The 19947-nt window shown below is 44.8% G+C and carries 14 protein-coding genes; 8 read left to right on the top strand and 6 right to left on the bottom strand.

Features of this window, described 5'->3' with window-relative positions:
- Positions 1-7 precede the first annotated feature (7 nt).
- Positions 8-382 (top strand): hypothetical protein, encoded by a 375-nt coding sequence (locus tag AMJAP_RS15895; RefSeq protein WP_019623107.1) that lies wholly within the window; start codon positions 8-10, stop codon positions 380-382.
- On the opposite strand, the gene AMJAP_RS15890 is transcribed toward AMJAP_RS15895, so the two are convergent.
- From AMJAP_RS15890 to AMJAP_RS15865, 6 genes are all read right to left on the bottom strand, one after another.
- The gene (locus AMJAP_RS15890; RefSeq protein ID WP_019623106.1) at positions 379-3072 is read right to left on the bottom strand and encodes an ATP-binding protein; all 2694 of its coding nucleotides are present in this window, start codon (positions 3070-3072) and stop codon (positions 379-381) included. The two genes, AMJAP_RS15895 and AMJAP_RS15890, sit on opposite strands and share 4 nt — an antisense overlap.
- Positions 3069-4031 carry an ABC transporter substrate-binding protein gene (locus AMJAP_RS15885; RefSeq protein ID WP_019623105.1) on the bottom strand — a complete coding sequence of 321 codons (963 nt, stop codon included), beginning with the start codon at positions 4029-4031 and terminating at the stop codon, positions 3069-3071. Before AMJAP_RS15885 ends, AMJAP_RS15890 begins: the two co-directional genes overlap by 4 nt.
- Positions 4032-4049: 18 nt before the next feature.
- Positions 4050-6128 carry a TonB-dependent receptor plug domain-containing protein gene (locus AMJAP_RS15880; protein ID WP_019623104.1) on the bottom strand — a complete coding sequence of 693 codons (2079 nt, stop codon included), beginning with the start codon at positions 6126-6128 and terminating at the stop codon, positions 4050-4052.
- A gap of 317 nt (positions 6129-6445) precedes the next feature.
- Positions 6446-7585 (bottom strand): methyltransferase, encoded by a 1140-nt coding sequence (locus AMJAP_RS15875; RefSeq protein ID WP_019623103.1) that lies wholly within the window; start codon positions 7583-7585, stop codon positions 6446-6448.
- A gap of 42 nt (positions 7586-7627) precedes the next feature.
- Positions 7628-8242 carry a LysE family translocator gene (locus AMJAP_RS15870; RefSeq protein ID WP_019623102.1) on the bottom strand — a complete coding sequence of 205 codons (615 nt, stop codon included), beginning with the start codon at positions 8240-8242 and terminating at the stop codon, positions 7628-7630.
- Between the two features lie 71 nt (positions 8243-8313).
- Positions 8314-10647 (bottom strand): transporter substrate-binding domain-containing diguanylate cyclase, encoded by a 2334-nt coding sequence (locus AMJAP_RS15865; RefSeq protein ID WP_019623101.1) that lies wholly within the window; start codon positions 10645-10647, stop codon positions 8314-8316.
- Positions 10648-10921: 274 nt separating this feature from the next.
- Here AMJAP_RS15865 and AMJAP_RS15860 point away from each other — a divergent pair, with 274 nt between their 5' ends.
- The 7 genes from AMJAP_RS15860 (at position 10922) to AMJAP_RS15830 (ending at position 19932) form a co-directional block, all read left to right on the top strand.
- Positions 10922-11779 carry a putative selenate ABC transporter substrate-binding protein gene (locus AMJAP_RS15860; RefSeq protein WP_019623100.1) on the top strand — a complete coding sequence of 286 codons (858 nt, stop codon included), beginning with the start codon at positions 10922-10924 and terminating at the stop codon, positions 11777-11779.
- A complete protein-coding gene (locus tag AMJAP_RS15855; RefSeq protein WP_019623099.1) occupies positions 11779-12429 on the top strand; it encodes an ATP-binding cassette domain-containing protein in 651 nt (216 codons plus the stop codon). Before AMJAP_RS15860 ends, AMJAP_RS15855 begins: the two co-directional genes overlap by 1 nt.
- On the top strand, positions 12416-13912 hold the full coding sequence (locus AMJAP_RS15850) for a PhnE/PtxC family ABC transporter permease (protein ID WP_019623098.1): 1497 nt from the start codon (positions 12416-12418) through the stop codon (positions 13910-13912). The genes AMJAP_RS15855 and AMJAP_RS15850 overlap by 14 nt, the downstream gene beginning before the upstream one ends.
- Positions 13913-14289: 377 nt before the next feature.
- Entirely contained in the window at positions 14290-15441 is a 1152-nt protein-coding gene (locus AMJAP_RS15845) for a diaminopimelate epimerase (protein WP_019623097.1), read from the top strand.
- Positions 15438-17117: an MFS transporter gene (locus AMJAP_RS15840; RefSeq protein WP_019623096.1), complete on the top strand. Its 1680-nt coding sequence runs from the start codon at positions 15438-15440 to the stop codon at positions 17115-17117. The genes AMJAP_RS15845 and AMJAP_RS15840 overlap by 4 nt, the downstream gene beginning before the upstream one ends.
- Complete coding sequence (locus AMJAP_RS15835) at positions 17110-18684, top strand: hypothetical protein (RefSeq protein ID WP_019623095.1); 1575 nt, start codon at positions 17110-17112, stop codon at positions 18682-18684. The genes AMJAP_RS15840 and AMJAP_RS15835 overlap by 8 nt, the downstream gene beginning before the upstream one ends.
- Positions 18685-18771: 87 nt before the next feature.
- Positions 18772-19932, top strand: coding sequence for an ABC transporter substrate-binding protein (locus AMJAP_RS15830; protein WP_026340256.1), 1161 nt, complete (start codon positions 18772-18774; stop codon positions 19930-19932).
- Positions 19933-19947: the final 15 nt, after the last annotated feature.

Here is a 19947-nt window from a genome sequence, read left to right as displayed (position 1 = left end):
GGTGGATATGGAGTTTATAGCGGTATTCTTGGTTAGTTTATTAGTGCTCTTTATTCTGGTGGCAGGGGTCTTATTTGGAAGGCCTCCAGTCTACCAGCCAGAGCGCGAAGATGTGTTGGCCTTGTTGCAGGGTATTGGTAGCCGATCGACAACTGAAGCTGCCTGGGGGCTTTTCATACATACTCCAATAACACATGACCCGGAGCTCGAAAGCTTTAGGCAGCGTTGTTATCAGTTTGATCAGGGTGAAGTTAAAGGAGTGGCAGCCCGCCAAGGAATCAATGGCTACCTTTATGACATGAATGGCAGGTCTTATATTCAGGAAATAGCGAGTGAGTTGGATCGCTTTATTCGTAATGCTCCGCTCTCAATTGATTTCTAATCATCCAGATATTGGTGATGCTCGATAAGGCGGAGCAAACGCCACAATACGCGCCATACCTTTCTGTTATCGCCGGCCTTCACTGCATCATTAAGTTCTAAACTACAACTTTCCAGCTCAGGTAGTTCGAATAAGCCAGCAAGTCCAATCAATTGATGACTATGGTCCCTAATGCTCTTGTCGTCTCCACGGCTGAAAGCTTCTTGCAGGTCTTTTATTTGTGACGTGAGTTCAGCATGAAGATCCTCCTTGCTCAATTGGTAGCGGGCAAGGTTGATCTGATTTGCATAGGTTTTAGCCTGGTTGACTGGCTGATTATCAGTTCTAGCTGGTTTCATTGAGAGCAGGCTAAGCAATTTGATTAACCGGCTGTCATTAATAGGTTTGTATTCTATTTTTGTTACACCTGCCTGGCGCAAGGCATCTTCTTCACTTGATATTACATCGGCGGTCAAAGCGATAATAGGAGTGTCTGGGTGTGTTTTACGTATCTCTCTGGTTGCTCTGATACCGTCCATTTCTGGCATATGTACATCCATAACAACTATGTCTGGCTGCGCTTTACTCAGTAGTTTAAGCGCTTCTATACCATTGCGTGCTTCAACTACGGTAGCACCTGCGGATTCTATTATTTTTCGTAATAACAAACGGTTAAAGTCATTATCTTCGGCAATAAGGACTACGCTATCTGGAGATAACAGTGATGGGTTGTCCGTATGTTCCAGATAATGACTATCTTGAGAGTTGATGAGCCACTTCTGAAGATACGTTCGATGCATGGGTTTGCTGTTCATTGTGAACTGTTTATTTGTTTTAAGGTGCTGGAACTCTTCAGTATTACCAATCAGAGCTGGTGTTAGCAGGAGTATTTTTCCTTTAAAAGATGAGAACAGTTCAGTCATCTTCAGTTTTTGTTGGTTTGCTATGTCTATGTTGGCGCTAAGTCCGAAAATCAAGGCCGCAGAGTGGCTCTGTACTTTGGATATGGTCGTTTCAAGAGATTGGATTGTTGCGCATTCGTGGATTTTCGATGTCAGTGGTTTAACCATATTGCTGAGCGATAAAAGACTCTCAGGGTGTCTGTCGAAGATAATGAGCTCTTCACTATGAGTTTGTTTGTCCAGACTGTTAAGGAGTGTTGTGTGGTTTTTGACGATAAAACTACAACTGATTTCCGTGCCGACACCGGGCTGGCTGTGTAACTGGATTTCGCCCTGCATGAGTTCGACCAGTTTTTTTACAATGACCAGGCCTAATCCGCTGCCACCGAACCTTCGGGTGATCGATGAGTCTGCCTGGGAAAATGCATTGAATAGATGTCGTCTCTGTTCGTCTGAGATACCGATACCGGTATCTTTGACGCTAAGTATCAGCTTTTTCTGGCTTGGAGTTTCTCTAATTACTTTAAGACTCACCAGAATATGGCCTGCATCTGTAAACTTTATCGCATTGCTAATCAGGTTTGTTGCTACCTGACGTAACCTGGTCGGATCTCCATGCACGTCGGTATAGGCTTTATCTTCAACTTGATAAGCGATCTCTAGTCCTTTTGTAGTTGCACTTTGCGCCTGCATTTCAAGTGCATCAAATATCACTTGCTCGGGATTGAACTGAATCCGTTCAAGCTTTATGGCATCAGACTGGAGTTTTGCGAAATCGAGAATATCATCAATGATTGAAAGCAGCATTGTGGATGTCTGATTGATAATTCTACAGTGTTCCTGTTGCTCAAAATTCAGGTTGCTCTGTCTTAGCATGTTGGTAAAGCCCAGTACGGATGTCAGAGGGGTTCGAAGCTCATGACTCATACGTGCTAAAAACTCATCTTTTGCTACGTTCGCCCGATCCGCATGCTGACGAGCTTTCTGTAAAGCTATATTTTGATCCTCAAGATGATGCATGGTTTTTCGAAGGCGTTCAGTTGCTTTATGTACCTGGCTTTCTAAGATTTGATTTGAGCTTTGTACTTGCTCACCAAGAAGATTAACGCCCTTTTCCAGTGAGCCGAGTTCTGCAGATGACTGTACCTTTACTCGGGCGTCTAAGTGCCCCTCTTCGAGTTTTTTTACAGCAGATGTTAGATTAATAATCGGTTTTGTTAGTGTTTCTGCAAAGCGGGCAGCGATGACAAAAGTAGCGAGCAAGCCACTGAGCAGGATTAACAAACTATTACTGATGATCTCCTTTTCTTTGTGGTGCATAGGCTCCGTTGACATAGCAACAACAACCCAGCCAAGTAAATCTCTATCGACGTCTGTTTGATTTTCGGGTGAATCATTAATCACTATTCCCTGAGCAATGACAGGGGTGCTAAAGAGCCATACCTTGTCGCTTACTTGCCGGGAAGGGTGATGTTTTAGTTTAAGGTCTAACTCAAAATTACTGGAGCGGTATAAAACCCTGTTCTGTTGATTAATAAAGATAACGTCAGCTACATCTGCTTCCTGAATCGGCCCCGCACTAAGAGCTGAGAGCTGATGTGTCAGGCCGGAGATCAGGCCGAACTCAGATGCTTGAGAAATCATGCGTGACATAGTCTCACCCCGCTCGATGAGGGCTGCCTGGTTATCAGATATCCGAGAGCTGATAAAGTAGCCAGCAAGAACCAGCGTCATTACCAGTAACGGTATTAGAGTAATCAGCAGTATTTGCTGACGAATCCCATAACGACTTTTTCTAGTGCTCATCATTGAATTTCGCCCTCCTGAAGTCGTTCCTGGAGATTTTCAGGGGTGCTGATGGAAAGTCCTAGTTGCCTTGCTGATTTGGGGTTTGTAACGACTTTGAAGTATGGACTGAAGGTCGCTGGCGGTATGCTCCCCCCCTCGATTAGGTGAAGTTGCTCAGCAGTATAGCGTCCGATATCTTCCGGCGTCGTAATACAGGCGGCAACAGCACCTGCTTTCACATAATTATGGGAGAAGGCGAGCAGTGGAACTTTGCTCCGCAGCGACATGTATAACAACCATTTTGCTGTGGTTTTGTTGAATGTACTTGGATCAGGAATTACCAGGAACAGATCAGATGCATCCATGATTGGCTGAATCTGTTGTATCGGGTTGTCGCTTAACGTGAGGGTTTTATGGTTGAGATGGAAGGTCATCTCTTTTGCCGTCTTTTCCAGCTCAGGCAGTATTTCAAGCGAATCCGGTCCCAGAGTAAGTCCAATTGCTTTTAATTTCGGTTGAATTAGTTTGGCAAGCTGTAATTGCCTTTTAATGGGTTGGTCTAGAAATACTGCAGTCAGTGAAACTTTCTTCTCTGTCAGTCGGGTTGAGTATTTTTGTGATAATTTATGAAACTTCCGACTGGGGATAAAGGTACTGAAGATAATGGTATTACTTCCGGCGTGTTGCATTGCAAATTCTGTTGCTTTGCTGCCGATGCTGATAATCAGTCGATAGGGTGACAGATGTTGTTCCGGCTTTTTTGCTAGATGGCTTGGATAGGATGTGTCTATACGAATGGCCGGGCCCTGGCTAATAATCGTAGATGCAACGCTTTCATATGTCGGACCTTCGTTGCTGAGAAGAAGAAGTGATTCAGCCGCTTTAAGGTTATTGCAGACGAACAAAAATCCTACCAGTATGCATAGTGCAAGACGGTAGGTTAGGGTTTTATTGACTACTTCCAGTGTAGCTGTCTGCATGTTCCATTTGTCGTAAAATTAGAAGCTTAGTTGCGCTTGAATATAGGTCCGTTGTTCGAACATATTTTCAGCATAAAACTCAGAGTAGGGATTATCCAGTAAGTTCTGCACAATAAGAGCGATACTCAGCTCATTTTGAGAGGAAAGCTTAAGCTTTTTGGATATTTTCAGGTCAGTCCGATGATAAGGTGAATTAGGTGGATCAACATCGACATTTCGATGGGCCTCGATCCATTGAACTGAGCTTAGAAAGTAATGATTCAGGCTAATCTGCAATTCATTAGGGAGGGTTGCACTCGCTAACAGGGACGCTGTATGCATAGGGTTCCGGGTTTCTAGAGGGTCTACCCTATTGGTGACTTCGCTTAGTAATCGGTTTCCACGCGTTTCAATATAACCGTAATTTAAAACGAACAAGGGTTTAAAAGTGTTTTGTGATTGGTATTTGTATTGCAGTTCAAAACCCTTATTCTGCCACTCTGAAGTATTGTCCATGATATGGACTTTTGATGTTTTACCTGAGAGAAGTGCTGCTAACTCAGGTTTACTCATGATTTCATTTTCCGTGATTCCATTACTTATTTCTTCAAGGAAAATTCGAAGATCAAGAGAACTGCTATATTCAGGCCACGTGGCTAAAACCCCCACATCAACACTGTCTAGCTGTTCTGGTTTAAGATTACTGTTTCGAGTAAAAGCATAATCGTATACAGGCAGAGGGTAGCCTGCTGGGGCGTAGATAGTACTTTGATAGTTGGCTTCTAACAGCGACGGCATGCGATAAGCACGGCTTACAGAGCAGCGAATTGAGCTCGAATCAGAGAGCTGATAATTAGCCGCTATCCGTGGTGATACTCTTGAGCCGTTATGATCACTTTTTTCGCCCGTCAGGCCTAGGTTGTAGATCCATCTGTTTGTCTGATATTCGATGTTAGAAAAAAGACGTACGCTGCTCTCATTTACCCACTCAAGGCTGTCAAGCAATTGTCTGTTTTGAGCTGAAGCACTTCTGTAACTTATTCCATTAATAATTTTCGTATTATTATTTAGTTGCTGACGCAGGCTTACCTCTAAATCATGCTGCTCTATTTTTCCTGTTTCTGCCGTGATCTTAAATGGTGAGTTTACGTTCAGCAATGCTTGACCTAAAACTAGCCCCAAACCTGTTTCGGCTGCCGTTAAAGAGCGTGCGTCAATGTCGTTATAGCTGTGAGAGTAATGAACAGTTAGGTCGCTTTCATCGGTTGCGTGCTTCCATTCGATGCTTTCGAAGTGGTTGCTAAAATCCCTGCGCTTAAGGTCTGGATTCCTAATTATATCGCCCACAGTTGAATAACCTGAGCTCATACCTAAATTAAGGGAGATAGTGTCAAAGAGGGTAGGGGAAAATGTATTGTTGAAGGTTAGATGCCGATTCAGGTAAGGGTCCTGTTCACCGTTGCTAAACTGACTGCCGTCATTACCGGAGACCTCGGCAGACAGGCTGTAAAATCCTAGTCGATGGGCGCCACTGTAACGGCCGAAATAGGTATTGTTGTTGAACTCGCCAGAAGTGTACTTAACTAAATTATTTGTATGACCAAGCGCGGAGTGCGTAATAATATTGATTGCTCCCAGAAAGGCATTGGAACCCTGGGTAACGGTGTTGGTGCCTCTGACAACTTCTATTCGGGCAATATCGTCAATACTTAGCGGTAATGTTTCCCAAATAACAGCAGAAAACAGCGGAATGTAAACCGAGCGACCATCAATCATCACTTCCATTCGCGGAGGAAATTTATCGCTCATGCCATGATATGAGACGGCTGATGCATTTGTCGCGATATGATAGGACTGAAGGCCAGGCACCAATCGCATCAATTCGGTAATATTCGTTGCGCTTGATGCATCGATCATTGCGCGGTCAATTATTGTGACTGAGGCGGGAGCATTTTTTAATTGCTGCGGTAATCGGGTCGCTGCAAAAGTTACTTCAATATCATTAAGATAATCAAGCTCGGAAAGTTCGTCTTGCGCTGCAGTTTGAAAAGAAACAAAAGAGAGAAAAGCGGCGGCGCTCAGGCTTTTAAGTGCCCAATGCGAATCAATATATGGCATGGCTATGGTTTATTCCTGAAATTAGGTTTGCTTAGATCCGTGTGCCAACCCAAATAACAAAAGCCCCCATCAAAACTGCTTCGATAATAAAACCGTTGTGTTCGATTATCCATTGCATACTCATGACCTACAGCATGTTTATCTTTTCCTGATAAACATATGACCAGATATAATTAGTGGGAATAATAATGGTATGAATATACCGTATTTAGCTATATTGGTCGATTCGATAGGGGATAAGATAATGATTAAAATTTAAACGATTGTTTTAGTAAAAAACTATTTTATTCAAGAACAATCGAGAAATGTAGCGAATACTAGTTCTTGATCGCTTTCAGGATCACAAATTTCTTATTGCTTGCGACTGTTATACAGTTACCAAAAAGTCGTTTTAGCTTAACGTGATAGCCAAGGTGTCGATTCCCTATTACCCATAACTCTCCCCCTGGCTTCAGTGCTATAAAAGATTCTTTAAACATCTGCACGGCGATAAAATCACCGATCGCATTTTGTTGGTGAAAAGGAGGGTTATTCAGGATCAGATCACAACTACTGGGTAGGATACCCTTAAGGCAGTCTGTTGCGTAAAAGTTTGCTTCTCTATCGGGGAATGCCTTCGTGAAATTTTCTTTGGCTGATGCAACGGCCATATAAGATTCATCAACAAAATTGATAGTAGCAGCGGGGTTTGCTGATGCGGCCATTAGCCCCACAATGCCGTTACCACATCCGAGGTCGACAATGTCTTGATAATGATCGCTTACAGGAAGGTTTTCGATCAGAAAGCGTGTCCCTATGTCTAATCTCTCTCTGGAGAAGACATTGGCATGGTTTAATATTTTGTAGTCAGTGCTCTCCAGCGTATAGGTTTTGGGATAGCTATTTTGAGGGGGGGTTAGTTCAGGGTTAAATTGGCTAAAAATTAATCGTGCTTTTTTTCGGGCGAGTGATGTTGTGGTGGTACCAATGATGGACTCAAACAATTGGAGTGTTGAGTTATGGATCCCTTTAACCATTCCTGAAGCAATAATTCGTGTGTTTTTATCAATATGTGGCCGAATTCGGTGCAGTTGATCTTCTAGCTGCGCCAGACTCTTGGTGATCTTGAGTAGTACAAGGTTATAGGGCTGGTCGACCTCACCATACTCTCTTAACGAATCTCTGAACTCAATATTATTTTGATCGATATTGTTTCTTTGTAGGTTTTCTAACAATCCCTGGTAGGCGATAAAAGAATCACTGACAACTACGGGCCTGGTTGCTGAAAAACTGCAGGAGAGAGCGCCAAAACTGTCATTGAGAATCAGTACATTGCTATCTGATGTCAGGAGTTGCTCTTCGTGCAGAACTTTAATCAGGTACTCGTCAGCGGCATCCCAGGCACGCAAAGTTTCTTTAGATCTGATAGGGAAGCGTGAGAGTTCAAAGTCTCCCTGTGGGGTAGAAAGGATTTCCATTGTTATCCTGTGGCTAAAAGGTTGAGAGCGGAGTAAGAAGCGTTAGTTTCGAACGGCGAGGTAAACCCCAGCCCCTATCATAATCCCGCCGGCACTCTGATTTAGTCGTTTTACCGCTCGGTGAGAGTTGAATCTGGCACTTGCCCAGTGTGCGCAGATAGCAATTAGCATCAATCCAAGCATCAATGCGATCAGGGTTAGTAAGCCTGCCAGTGCAATATCCTGGCTATTCAGCGCAGTAAGATCCATAAAGGTGGGCAAAAAGGCTATATAAAAGAGGATCACTTTTGGGTTTGATGCAGAGATCAGAAACCCCTGAATAAACTCTAAAGATGAACGTTTATTTACAATAGACTTTGAGGTAGGTAGCTCAGGCCGACTGGTAAAAAGCTTAAAACCCAGCCAGATTAGATAGGCTGCACCCAGCCAGCGAATAAGCGTAAAGAGTCCTCCCCAGTGCTCTGCAATGGCAGCCAGTCCCAGACAGGCAAGGGTCAGGTAAATAATATCACTGATGGTCATGCCCAGAGCTAGCATGATACAACGCTGAGGGCCTTCGATCATCGATTTGGCAAGAATTGCAAATACACCTGGACCCGGTGTTATACCGAAAATAAAAATAGCGATAAAAAAAGTTAGCGCGCTTTCAAAGGACATGATCGGATCTGTTTGCGGGGAAACAAATATTGTACTCCCTGATCGCAGACAGGGCTATCTGTGCTGGAGAATTAAGAGTCTACAGTGGCTTCCTTTACTGCAAGATTCTTCCTGTAAACGTCTTTGCGTACACAGTTCTTCCCAGCAGACTTTGCGCGGTAGAGGGCTTGGTCAACCCGTTGAATGATACTGTTGATTGATTCATTGGGGCTTAGTTGGGCAACACCAAAGCTTCCAGTGACCGTTTTAGCTATTGATGAGTCAAAGTCATACTTCTGAAGTGCTAGGCGTATTTTCTCGGCGCTTTGGGTTGCCTGAGATAGATTCGACTCGGGCAGAATGATTAAAAACTCCTCACCCCCCCAACGACCATACACATCCGCTAACCGGCAATGGGATTGAAGCAGATTAGCGATAGCTTTAAGTACGATATCTCCTTCAAAATGGCCGAAGTGATCGTTGATTAATTTGAAGTCATCTAAGTCGAAAAAGATAACGGAGACGGGTCTGTTATATCGGGCAGCGATAGTGCTGTGTTCATTGAGTGCTTCGATTAATACACGCCGGTTATTTAAACCAGTCAGTTGATCTTGTCTGGCCATCTCTTTTAACTGTCTGTTGTGTAGATGTATGACTCGATACCTGTAGGCTAAAAAAAGAAAGATCAGGCTTATGCCTAAGAAAATTTGCCAAATCAGGGTGTAATCAGTTTTATGCACAAAGGTTATTTTAATCCAGCGGTCATTGATTGCATTTCTCTCTTCCGGACTGAAAGAAACGATCGCTTTATTGATAATGCTCAATAGTGGTGTGTCATGAAAACGATGGCTTATCGCGACGCTGATATCCCAGTTGTCTCTAACCTGATCAATTACCTTAATTCCGGAAAGATTTGCTTTGCTAATAGCTGAACTAATGCTGTTTGGGGCGTCCAGTAGTGCGACTACCTGAGAGTCTTTGAGTAAGGTTAAGCCCTCGGTGACTGAACTTACTTCGATGATAGAGATACTGGGATAGCGGCTGGTTAGAATTTCGATGAAAGATGAGCCTGCAACGATAGCGATGGGTGCTTGAATCAGATCGGCCAGCGATACGTCTTCTGCTGTTGTTGAATTCACAGCTAATACTGCTGGTAGGCTGAGATAAATGTCTGAAAAGTCCATGTAATGGGCTCTATCCGGCGTTTGCATCGCGCCACTGATTATGTCGCAATCCCCCTTTTTTATGGCATCAACAGCCTTATTCCAGGTTGAGTGAGTAATAGTTTTAAACTTAAGTCCGGTACGTTGACCTATCAACTCTAAGTAATCAGGACCTACTCCTTCATATTTACCATTAGTTAAATGGCTGTAAGGTGCTCTCGATGGATCGCCACATAGTCTGAGGGTTGGTTGGGTGGCGAGGAATAAGTGTTCTTTAATTGTGAGTGATAGCTGACTTTTTACTTTAGGCTGATAGATAAAATCTTCAATGTTGTAACCGGGAGAAATAAAATTAAATAGCAGATACAGTTGAGACATGACTTTTAACTTTTCATGATCCAGTGACCCGAAATTTCCGTCATTGTCGAACGCGAGCTTGGCGAGTTGATTACCTTCAAATATTAATGCCGATTTAGAACGGTTTTGACTGTTGTATTCTGAAATAATAAGATCAGCGGTTTCTTCTATGTTTTCAAAGGCATAGAGCCAGCCCTCTATTGTCGCCTGCCGAAAAGCCTCAACCAACGCAGGCTCATTTTCTAACAGGCTTTCAGAGGTAAATAACAAGTCAGAGTACATGCTAAAGCCGAACTCTTTTGGATGGAGGATATTGTATTGCTCGCCTAACTGGTCCATTTGAAAAGGTTCGTTCGAGATGTAAGAGGCCATCGCATCAGTTTTTCCCTCGATAAGGGCGTCAATATCAAAACTATGTTCTTGTCGTGTAAAGCTACCGCTGTGGACGCCGGATTGACGCAACATAGCAAGCAATTCGACTTGTTTTTCTGCATCGGGGGTCATCATAATGCGTTTGTTTAATAGATCTGAAGGTTGGCTTATTCCTGACTCTGCGGTGGTTAATAGCATTAACGGAGAATTTTGATAGGTTGCCAAGAGGGCAACGATGCCTGCTCCTTTTATTCGCTGGGATAGGATTGTTGAGCGTCCTACAGCGAAGTCCCGGCTGCCGTTCAGGACTAATTCGACAGGGTCTTCATTACTATTAAATTCGTGAATTGAAAGCTCAATGCCTGCCTCGCGATAGAAGCCCTTGTGCTTTGCCATATAGTAGCCAGCAAATTGAAATTGATGTTTCCAGATTAATTGCAGGCTAACAGACGTAGGTTTTTCTGCGCTTTGGCTGATCGTTGCCAGCGTTATGCTGAGTATGAATAGGAAGAGTTTTATTCTGCGGCTTAGCATAAATCAGTATCCAGAATGCGATGGATAAAAAAGTGAAAGGCTAAATTTTTAACTTCCTGAAACCGCGTTGAAACATCAGGAGGGCATATAAGCCGTTAATGCAATATAAACCATATCTGCAGGAGCTGCGTCCCAAAACGAGTAATGTTTTCAAACAATTGTTAGTACTTATGGGTGGTTGTAGATGCAGTTAAGCAGAAACAGGCTGCACTGTAGGTGGTGGTTGTGCGAAAATAGCGCGCTAAATTTTACTTAATCTTATGGTAAGAAATAAATGTTCAAAATGATGCTTCGAGTAATAGCTTTGATGCTTTTGACAGGTTCAGTCTCTGCAGCGCCTACTTTTGTATTTACCGCTATTCCTGATCAGGATGAAACCCGGCTTAAACAACGTTTTCAGAAGGTTGCTGACTATTTGCAACAGGAGCTGCAGACAGATGTTCGTTTTGTTCCGGTTAAATCATATGCTGCGACAATTACTGCTTTTAGAAATAATCAGGTGCAGTTAGCTTGGTTTGGCGGTCTTTCCGGGGTTAAGGCGCGTGAGCTGGTACCTGGCTCACGGGCGGTCGCACAGGGCGTTGAAGATCCTGACTTTAAATCTTATTTTATTGCGCATCAAAGCACAGGGCTTGACTCAGCAGAGAGTCTGCCTGTATCTATCCGTGGGCTAACGTTTACATTTGGCTCGAAAGGATCAACTTCCGGTCGCCTGATGCCTGAGTATCATCTGCGTGAACAGTTTGGCCAAAGCCCGGAGAAAGTGTTTAGTCGGGTTGGTTTTAGTGGTAATCACTCGCGGACCATCGCACTGGTAGAGTCTGGCGCTTATCAGCTGGGCGCTCTGAACTATAAAGTGTGGGATGCGGCAGTAGAGGCGGGTAAGGTTGATACATCTAAGGTTAAAGTGATTTGGGAAACGCCAACCTATCCGGATTATCAGTGGACCCTGAGAGGCGATCTTGATGCCGCATACGGGGAAGGTTTTACCGCTCGTGTTGAACAGGCGTTATTGAAGATGAATGATCCGGAACTGTTGAGTAGCTTCCCTCGGCAGGGTTTTATTCCGGCGTCTAATGCTGATTTTGAACCAGTACGTAAAGTGGCTAAACAGATAGGTCTTCTGGACTGATGTCGGCTCTGGCTCTGCATGAGGCGTATCTTTCATATGGTAATCACAGAGTCCTGGGGCCCGTTAATCTGGATGTTCGAGCAGGCGAGCATCTTATTCTGTTGGGTAAAAGCGGTTGCGGTAAATCAACCCTACTCAATCGCCTTTATACCGAAAATCGAAGCGGTTGTGCGTTAATACCTCAGGACCTTGGTTTGGTTGAAACCCTGAGTGTTTATCATAATGTCTATATGGGACGATTGCAGCGGTATAGCGCCTTGCAGAATATGCTGAATTTGATCTCCCCTGCGAGGGGGAGGGTTGCAGAAGTGTCTCCGTTGCTTGAGCAATTAGGTTTGGCGGAGAAGTGCTTTTCTTCCGTGGCGGAGCTGTCAGGAGGACAGCAGCAGCGAGTAGCTGTCGCCCGGGCGTTATATCAGGCTGCTCCTGTCCTGTTGGCTGATGAGCCGGTTTCAGCGTTGGATGGTCCGGAAGCCGATAGGGTGATGGCGTTGCTGGGGCAATATTTTTCCACGGCGGTAATCAGCCTGCATGATGTAGATAGAGCGTTGCGGTATGGTCAGCGAATTGTTGCGATTCAGAATGGAGAGCTGGTTTTGGACGAACCAACGGAGCGTCTTACTGTTGCTGCTTTGAATGAGTTTTATTAAGACGGTGTTTTCCTCTCGATATCGCAGGTCCGGTGGTGTAAAAATTAGCCTGGGTTTTATGCTGGTGGCTCTCGGCTGCTTGTTTTTTGCAGACCTGGAAATATCCAGTCTTGATCCCTGGACCGAGATGCGGCGTTTGGCAGAAGGCTTTTTTCATCCTAGCCTGACGCTACCAGGGGAAGTGATCGAGGCTTTGTTGTCTACGCTGGCGTTTGCCGTTGCCGGAGTTGCTCTGGCGGTAATTGGCGGGTTTTTTCTGGCGTTGTTGTTTCATAATGCACTTGTACGCGGTTTTTGTGCGTTAGTGCGTTCTGTGCATGAACTGTTCTGGGCATTGATTTTTTTACAGTTCTTTGGTCTTCACCCCTTGACGGGATTATTGGCCATTGCCATTCCTTATAGTGGTATTTTCGCACGCATGTATGCTGAGATGCTGGCGCAGGTTTCAACTCAACCGGCACAGGCCTTACCTTGCGGTTCGGGTTACCTTAGTACTCTTTTATATACTCGTTTGCCGCTTGCCTGGCCTCATTTGGTTAGTTACACCTCGTATCGTTTAGAGTGCGGTATTCGCAGTAGTGCTATTCTTGGTTTTGTTGGGCTGCCCACCTTAGGTTACTATCTCGAATCGTCATTTTCACAGGGCTATTACTCAGAAGCAGCCGCGCTGTTAATGCTTTTCTATCTGCTAATAGCGACTAAAAAATTCTGGCTTAGACGCTGGAGTCTGCCAGCGCTGCTCCTGGGATCTCCTTTTTTTCTGGGGGAAGGGATGCCGATTATCTGGGGGAACGCATGGCGCTTTGTCACAGAGGACATTGTTCCAGCACCGCTTCGAAATAGTGAAGTTACCTGGTCGTGGGTTAACGGGTCTGAAGTGTTCCAATGGGTTTCAAATATTATGCTGGATCAGGCGTTGCCCGGGATCTGGAATACTTTGGTTCTGTCGCAGATTGCGTTGGTAGTAACCGGTTTCTTTGCGCTGGTTATGTTTCCGTTGATCAGTCGTCACTGCTATCGCCTGCCTGGTCGGATGCCAGGTCATCTATTGTTAGTAATTGCCCGTTCGACTCCTGAATACCTGCTGGCATATATTTTATTGCAACTGCTAGGCCCTTCAATGCTACCAGCAGTGATCGCTTTGGCTATTCATAATGGTGCTTTGATTGGCTATTTATCAGGGCGGCATAGTAATGAGTTAGCGTTGCGCTCTGATCTTCCAGAGCGACGCTTAGATCGTTATTTTTATGAGCTTTTACCGCGTATATATCCCTCTTTTCTATCTTTTATGCTGTATCGCTGGGAAGTAATTATGCGGGAAACGGCAATTCTGGGTATTTTGGGTATTCATACGCTTGGTTTCTTTGTAGACAGTGCGATACAGGAAATTCGTTTTGATGTAGCGTTACTTTTAATTCTGACCGCAGCGCTTTTGAATATTGTGGTTGATATTTTTTCCCGGCGTATTCAGCGATATATATAGCGCAAGTTTTACTGAGTTGATGATATGTTCCAATGCTCAGCCTGTCTCCTTTTTCACGTCTTCCATATAAGGTTTTAAGCTCTAATTGCTTGATAAATCAGCTCTAATATTTGTTTCTCAACCTCATTTTGGGTATTCCTTCGTTGATACATCGGCCAGTCTGATGATAGATTGCAGATCAATAAATAAATTAAACGTTTGTTTGTTTGGCGAGTTTTCTGTTCTTGAATGTTGTCTCGTATGTGTTGTATTTATCCTCAATTTAGCTGTTTGAAAACAAAATTGGTTGTTTATAAATGGTGATGAGGGTGGCAGATATATAAAGAGTTGTGCGTTTAAGTTTCTGAGATTCCCGCGAACACCGTCGGAAACCTACTATGAAATTAGTTCCGTTTGTGAAGTACACATCCTGTGGCAATAACTTTGTAATTGTTGATGAAACGGAGCAAATATCGCTCACTGAATCAGAAATGTCACGATTTGCTTTTCAAGCGACTAACACCAGCTTTGGTGTAGGTTGCGATAATTTATTGGTGATCCAGCGCTGTAATAAAGAGGTGCTGAAATCTATTGCAGATATGCGTCCCTACTGGCGATGGCCTCCTGAGGCCGGGCAAGCAGAATACCTGTTTAGAATGTTTGAACCTGACGGTGAAGAAGCACTGTGTTGCGGTAATGGGCTGATGTGTGTTGCCAGCTACCTGTTACATAAACATGGGGTTACTTCTGCATCAATTATGACTGAGATCCCGTTGCCTGAGCCTAAAGTTATTCAGATTGGTGCAGGTGATGACAGTCTGGGGGGATGGGTTAATCTTGGGTATCCGCGCAGGACACCTGCTAAGCTGGCCTCCGAAGGTTTTTCTGAGCCGTTTACTCAAACGATAGATCTTTATACCGACATTAAAATTGGCTTTAGAGCGGGGGATCTGCGAGCTTTCAGCGATAAGCGGGAACTACAGATCAAAGCCCACTTGGTGTTCACCGGTGAGCCTCATTTGGTGATTTTTCCGGATAGTGATTTTTCTATCCCCGAGCTGGCAGATTATATCTTTGGTAGTTCTGAACAATGGTCGGTTCAAGATCGTCGTGAGAGTTTTGGTACCTGGCTGGTGGAGCATATTGGCCAATATATGAATACTCGCTATAAAGCGATGTTCCCAGCGGGCATTAATGTCAATCTGGCGAGGAGTCAGTGCTCTGAAGTCCTGGAGAATCGCTGCTTCGAAAGGGGCATAAACAGGGAAACTCTAGCCTGTGGAACAGGCGCGCTGGCGGTTGCATATGTATACAGTGAGCTCAGCGATCAGGCACTGGATGAAATCGATATTTTACCTCACCGTTGTCGCTGGCACGATGATGACGCGCGAATAAGGATTAATCGCTCAGATGAGGGCTGGTCATTGGCGAGCCAGCCGGTGATGTTATTTGACGGTGTATATCGTTTGTTACCTGCACATCATCGAGTGATAGAGAAATCCTCTTCTAAAGAGGATACGGGAAGTGATATCAGCAGGTTAGTAACATGATAGGCCGTTCAGCAATTATGCTTTTTTTTAGTGGTTGCTTACAGCTTATCTTTATTACCAGTCTTGCTGCATTTCTTATATTTGCGGCTTATGAGCGTGCTGCTACAAATATTTCTTTAATCGACATTATCTACTGGGGCGGATATGCGATCACGTTGCCTGCTCTTCTATTGGCAATAATTCAGTTCAATCAAAGACGAATAGCGTCATTATCAGGTATCAGTGTTAGTCATTTGATGATGGCGCTTTGCGGTGTCTCTATGTCTTTGCTCTGTTTACAGCATTTTTTACAGGGGCCAGAGACCTTACCGCTATTTGATTTGGGTACAGCATTGCTGATTACCTTTCTGTTTTCTCTTGAGCTCGCGGTATATCAGCAGAGTGGTAGTCTTCAGCCGACGCAAAAAACTGTGCATTTTAAGCAGATGCGGCCGGCTATTTTTCTGTTTCTTTTTGGTATCGACCTGTCGATGGCATTTATTCCTTTGCACATGGAAGCGTTACCGCAAAGTTTGCGTAGTATCAGCCCTGACCTGTTGATCGGATTGCCGATTTCGGTTGAGTTTTTTTGTGTAGGTGTGGCGATACTGTGCTGTGGTGTCTGGTTGGATAAAAGTGGCTGGAAGCCACCTTTTTATACTGGTCTGGTGATAACAGGGCTAGGCTGCCTTTACTCATGGCTGGCACCTGATGCTGTGCAGTTTATTCTATCCAGAGGAGTGCTCGGATTTGGTTATGGTTTGACCTTGTTAGCGTCTCAGGGTTATGTGATCAAGCATACCGATAGCAGCAATAAGGCGAGGGGCTTAGCCCACCTTTTTGCAGGGCTTTATTCAGGCAGTATCTGTGGTGCTGCAACCGGTGCTGTACTCGCCGAGCAGTTTGGTTATGGTTCGGTATTCCTGCTGGGTGCGTTGATTGTTTTTTGCGTTATTTTTTATGGCTTAATGACGCTGTCCCGATCTGCTGGAGGAGGTGTTAAGAAAGTTGAACAGGCAAAGACAGCAGGTTCAGTGAAGGGGTCAAATCCAGATAATGCTGCTCATTATTCGCCCTCTTTTATAAGCTTTTTATCAGATCGTCAGGTGTTAGCGGCAACGCTTTTCAGCAGTATGCCAGCGTCGATTGCCGTGGTTGGTTTTTTGAACTATTTCAGCCCGGTTTATCTGAATCGCGCTGGCCTGAATGATGCTTCGATCGGGCAAGTGTTGATGCTGTTTGGTGTGGTTCTAGCTTTGCTGGGCCCGGCTATTGGCCGGTTTGCTGATCAGAGTGAAACTAAACGGGGGCCGATTGTTCTGGGTTGTGTTCTGGGAGGTGGAGCATTTCTCGTGTTTGGCATTTTTGAGGGTGTCGTTGCGGTTACGCTGTCCGTTCTCTTATTAGGGCTTTCGAACTGCCTGGTACTATCAGCCCAGAGTGCGTTTGTATTGAAACAGGAGATTACTGGTCGTTATGGTGAAGGGAAATCTATGGGGATCTTTCGCTCCAGTAGCCGGATAGGCCAGATGCTCGGGCCGGTTATTTTTGCGGCTATTATTGCCACTACAAACATCGAGAACAGCGTAATGATGTTTGGCGTGATCTATCTGGTAACGGCTATTCTTTTTGCGCTTCTTACCTGGGCCCCAAGGGTTTCGCCGGTTGTTAAGACGGTTGGTATTACTCATGAATAGTGGTGTTATAGCAGACAGGCAGGATTTGGCAGAAGAGCTCCTTAGTACTGTCCGTCGTCAGGCTCCGGTGGTTGATCGGGTATTGTCATCGGCGGGGAACCTTTCCCTTGCTGAGTATTTACAGCGGGTATGTCGGGTGAGCCCGGTCAGTTTTCAATCCTGCTCCGATATTGCAGAGGTGATTCATGAGTATGTTGAACCCTTATTGGGCAAAGAGCTTGCAGAGCGAACAGCAGCTGATTTTTTACATCATCCGGTTGCGTTGACGACTAACCATCACGGGGTCGACTTTTTTGCTCAGTCAGTGCAGGGAAGTATGTTATTTGGCCTGGCTAAAAGGCAGGTCGAAGGAATATCAACGATACCTGTGTTTTCTTGTGCCAATATCCCGCTGGATAATGTTACCTACCCTCGGGGAGCGCTACTGTATGGCACTGATTGTAGCGATGAGGTCTGGCCGTTACGAATCCCTTTCTTCTCAAATAAATTAAGACGACAGCCGGTTGCATGGGTAAAAACTCTTGATAGTAATATGATGAAACCGGTGCTGAAACGGATAGGTGATTTAGCTGCACAAGGCGTAGACGCTTCTTTGACTGAGTCGTTGTTACAGCTGATAGGGGATGACTATCTATCGGAAGAGGCTCAGGCTCAACAGAGCTATTCTGCCCAATCTGTGATCTTAAATGCACGTATCTGGAGTCGCCTATTTACAGCCTCTGCTAACATGCCCCAGTTAGTTACTATTGAACTTGAAAAACTGACGCAGAAACTACTGCTTCGTGATCTTCAGAACTCGGGTAGTCTGGCGACATTACTGTTTGATAACCGGTTGATTTCAAAGCTCTATCAACGACTTAATGGTGTTGCAGGGTGTTGGAATAAGGGCCTTTTGGAACAACGTTGGCAGGGGCGGTCTGATTCTGAAAAGAAACAGGTGCCCGGTTCCGGTACTTTTTGTTTTTGGGGCGTCGATAAACGTTTTCGGCGGATTCCTCTGATGCTGATGGAGGATTCGGGGCAACGGATACTCTGCGGTTGTGATGATAATGGTGTTGAGTATCGTTACAGCATTGAGGCAGAGTCTCTTGCTGAAGCAATAAGTCAGGGGCAGTTAATGCCCTCAATCTTTAGTTGTTTTCTGACCATATCTCTGGCTCGGGGAGTAACCTGTTTAGGAGGTTATTATCAGGCGGATTATCTACCCCAGATGCAGTTGGGGGTCGTTGATTTGCTGATGCAGGATGGGATGCTTCAAAAAGCGGGGCTAGTGACTGAGAGTTTCACAGAGGGTTATCTCTCTGGAATGCAAACCATTATGCTTGAGCAGGGGCAGGCATTACTTCCCGCTGGCCCTTTGGAAATCTTAGCGAGTGGGAGAGTGACGCTTGATGAACTGGAGTTTATTTCGGGTGTTAAGGTTAGCGACGCACATAGTGCATCATTGATTGAAACTGTTGCTGATGTGATGCCCGGAGATGAAAAAGAGAAGGGCTGGTTACAAGTGCTTGCTGGTGTTCAGCATAAGCAACTTGCAGATAAGGTTGTTATCAGGCGCTTACCTTGATGTAGGTTGTAGTAAGTTGAATATCATACCTTTTCAAACAAGTGTATAAATAGATAGAAAGTATTGCTGTAGGAGAAAGGAGAGGTTATGCCGTTCATAAGAAGTATGTGTGTGATCATTCTGTGCTGCCTTACGGTGCCTGCTGCATTGGGTGAAGCGTATGTTGATAAAGGCGTTTTTTCTACAAAGCCGGTTATGAATGGTGACCAGCGATGGCGGATTGGGTACTTTGAAGGTGGCGAATATATTGATTATCAAAAAATTCTTATCGAAACGGTTAAAGGTCTGATGCAGACAGGCTGGATCGATAAGGCTGAAATTCCAGATCAAGAGGGCGAACAAACGGCTTTGTTGTGGCAGTGGCTTCAGGATGAAGTTAAGAGTGAGTTTGTTGAGTTTGTTGACGGCGCTCATTATAGCGCGCAATGGCATGAGGCTCAGAGGGACCGGATGGCCGAAGGTATTATTGCCCGGTTGAATAATGAGAATGATATTGATTTGATGATTGCTATGGGGACTTGGGCGGGCAAAGCGCTCTCCAGTGACCGCCATGACACCCCTACAATGGTACTTTCAGCTAGTGATCCGTTGGCAGCAGGCATTATTAAAAGTGTTGAGGATTCTGGTTTTGAGCATATTCACGCCACGCTAGATCCTAATCGCTATGAGCGCCAGGTGCGGGTATTTCACGATATTGTTAATTTTAAGACCCTGGGTGTTGCTTACGAAGATTCCGATAATGGGCGCAGTTACGCTGCGCTTGATGTGATTGAAAACCTCAGTCAGGAGCGAGGCTTTAAAGTTGCTCGCTGCTTCACTCTGAGTGATATCACTGATACAGGTAAGGCTGAAGAGAGTGTTATTAAATGCTTTAAAAAGCTGGCGCCGAAGGTTGATGCGATCTATGTCACTGTCCAGGGGGGGGTTACCGGTAAGAGTATTGGGCAATTAGTCGATATTGCTAATAAGCATCGGGTCCCTACATTTTCTCAATCAGGTTCAGAAGAAGTGAGTAAAGGTTTGTTACTCAGTCTGTCTCAGGCAGGATTTCGCTATGTAGGGGAATTTCACGCATCGACTTTTGCCAAAGTATTTAACGGGGCTTTGCCTAATCAGTTAACACAACTATTTGAAGAGCCCCCCCGCATGGCTGTAAACCTGAAAACAGCCGAGGTGGTTGGTTTTAATCCGCCATTACTGTTACTAGGTGCGGCGGATGAGGTTTATCGAGATATTCCAGAAGAATAAATATAAAACAAGGAT

It is taken from the genome of Amphritea japonica ATCC BAA-1530 (genome assembly GCF_016592435.1).
GTDB lineage: Bacteria > Pseudomonadota > Gammaproteobacteria > Pseudomonadales > Balneatricaceae > Amphritea > Amphritea japonica.
This window is presented reverse-complemented; position numbering and strand designations above follow the sequence as displayed.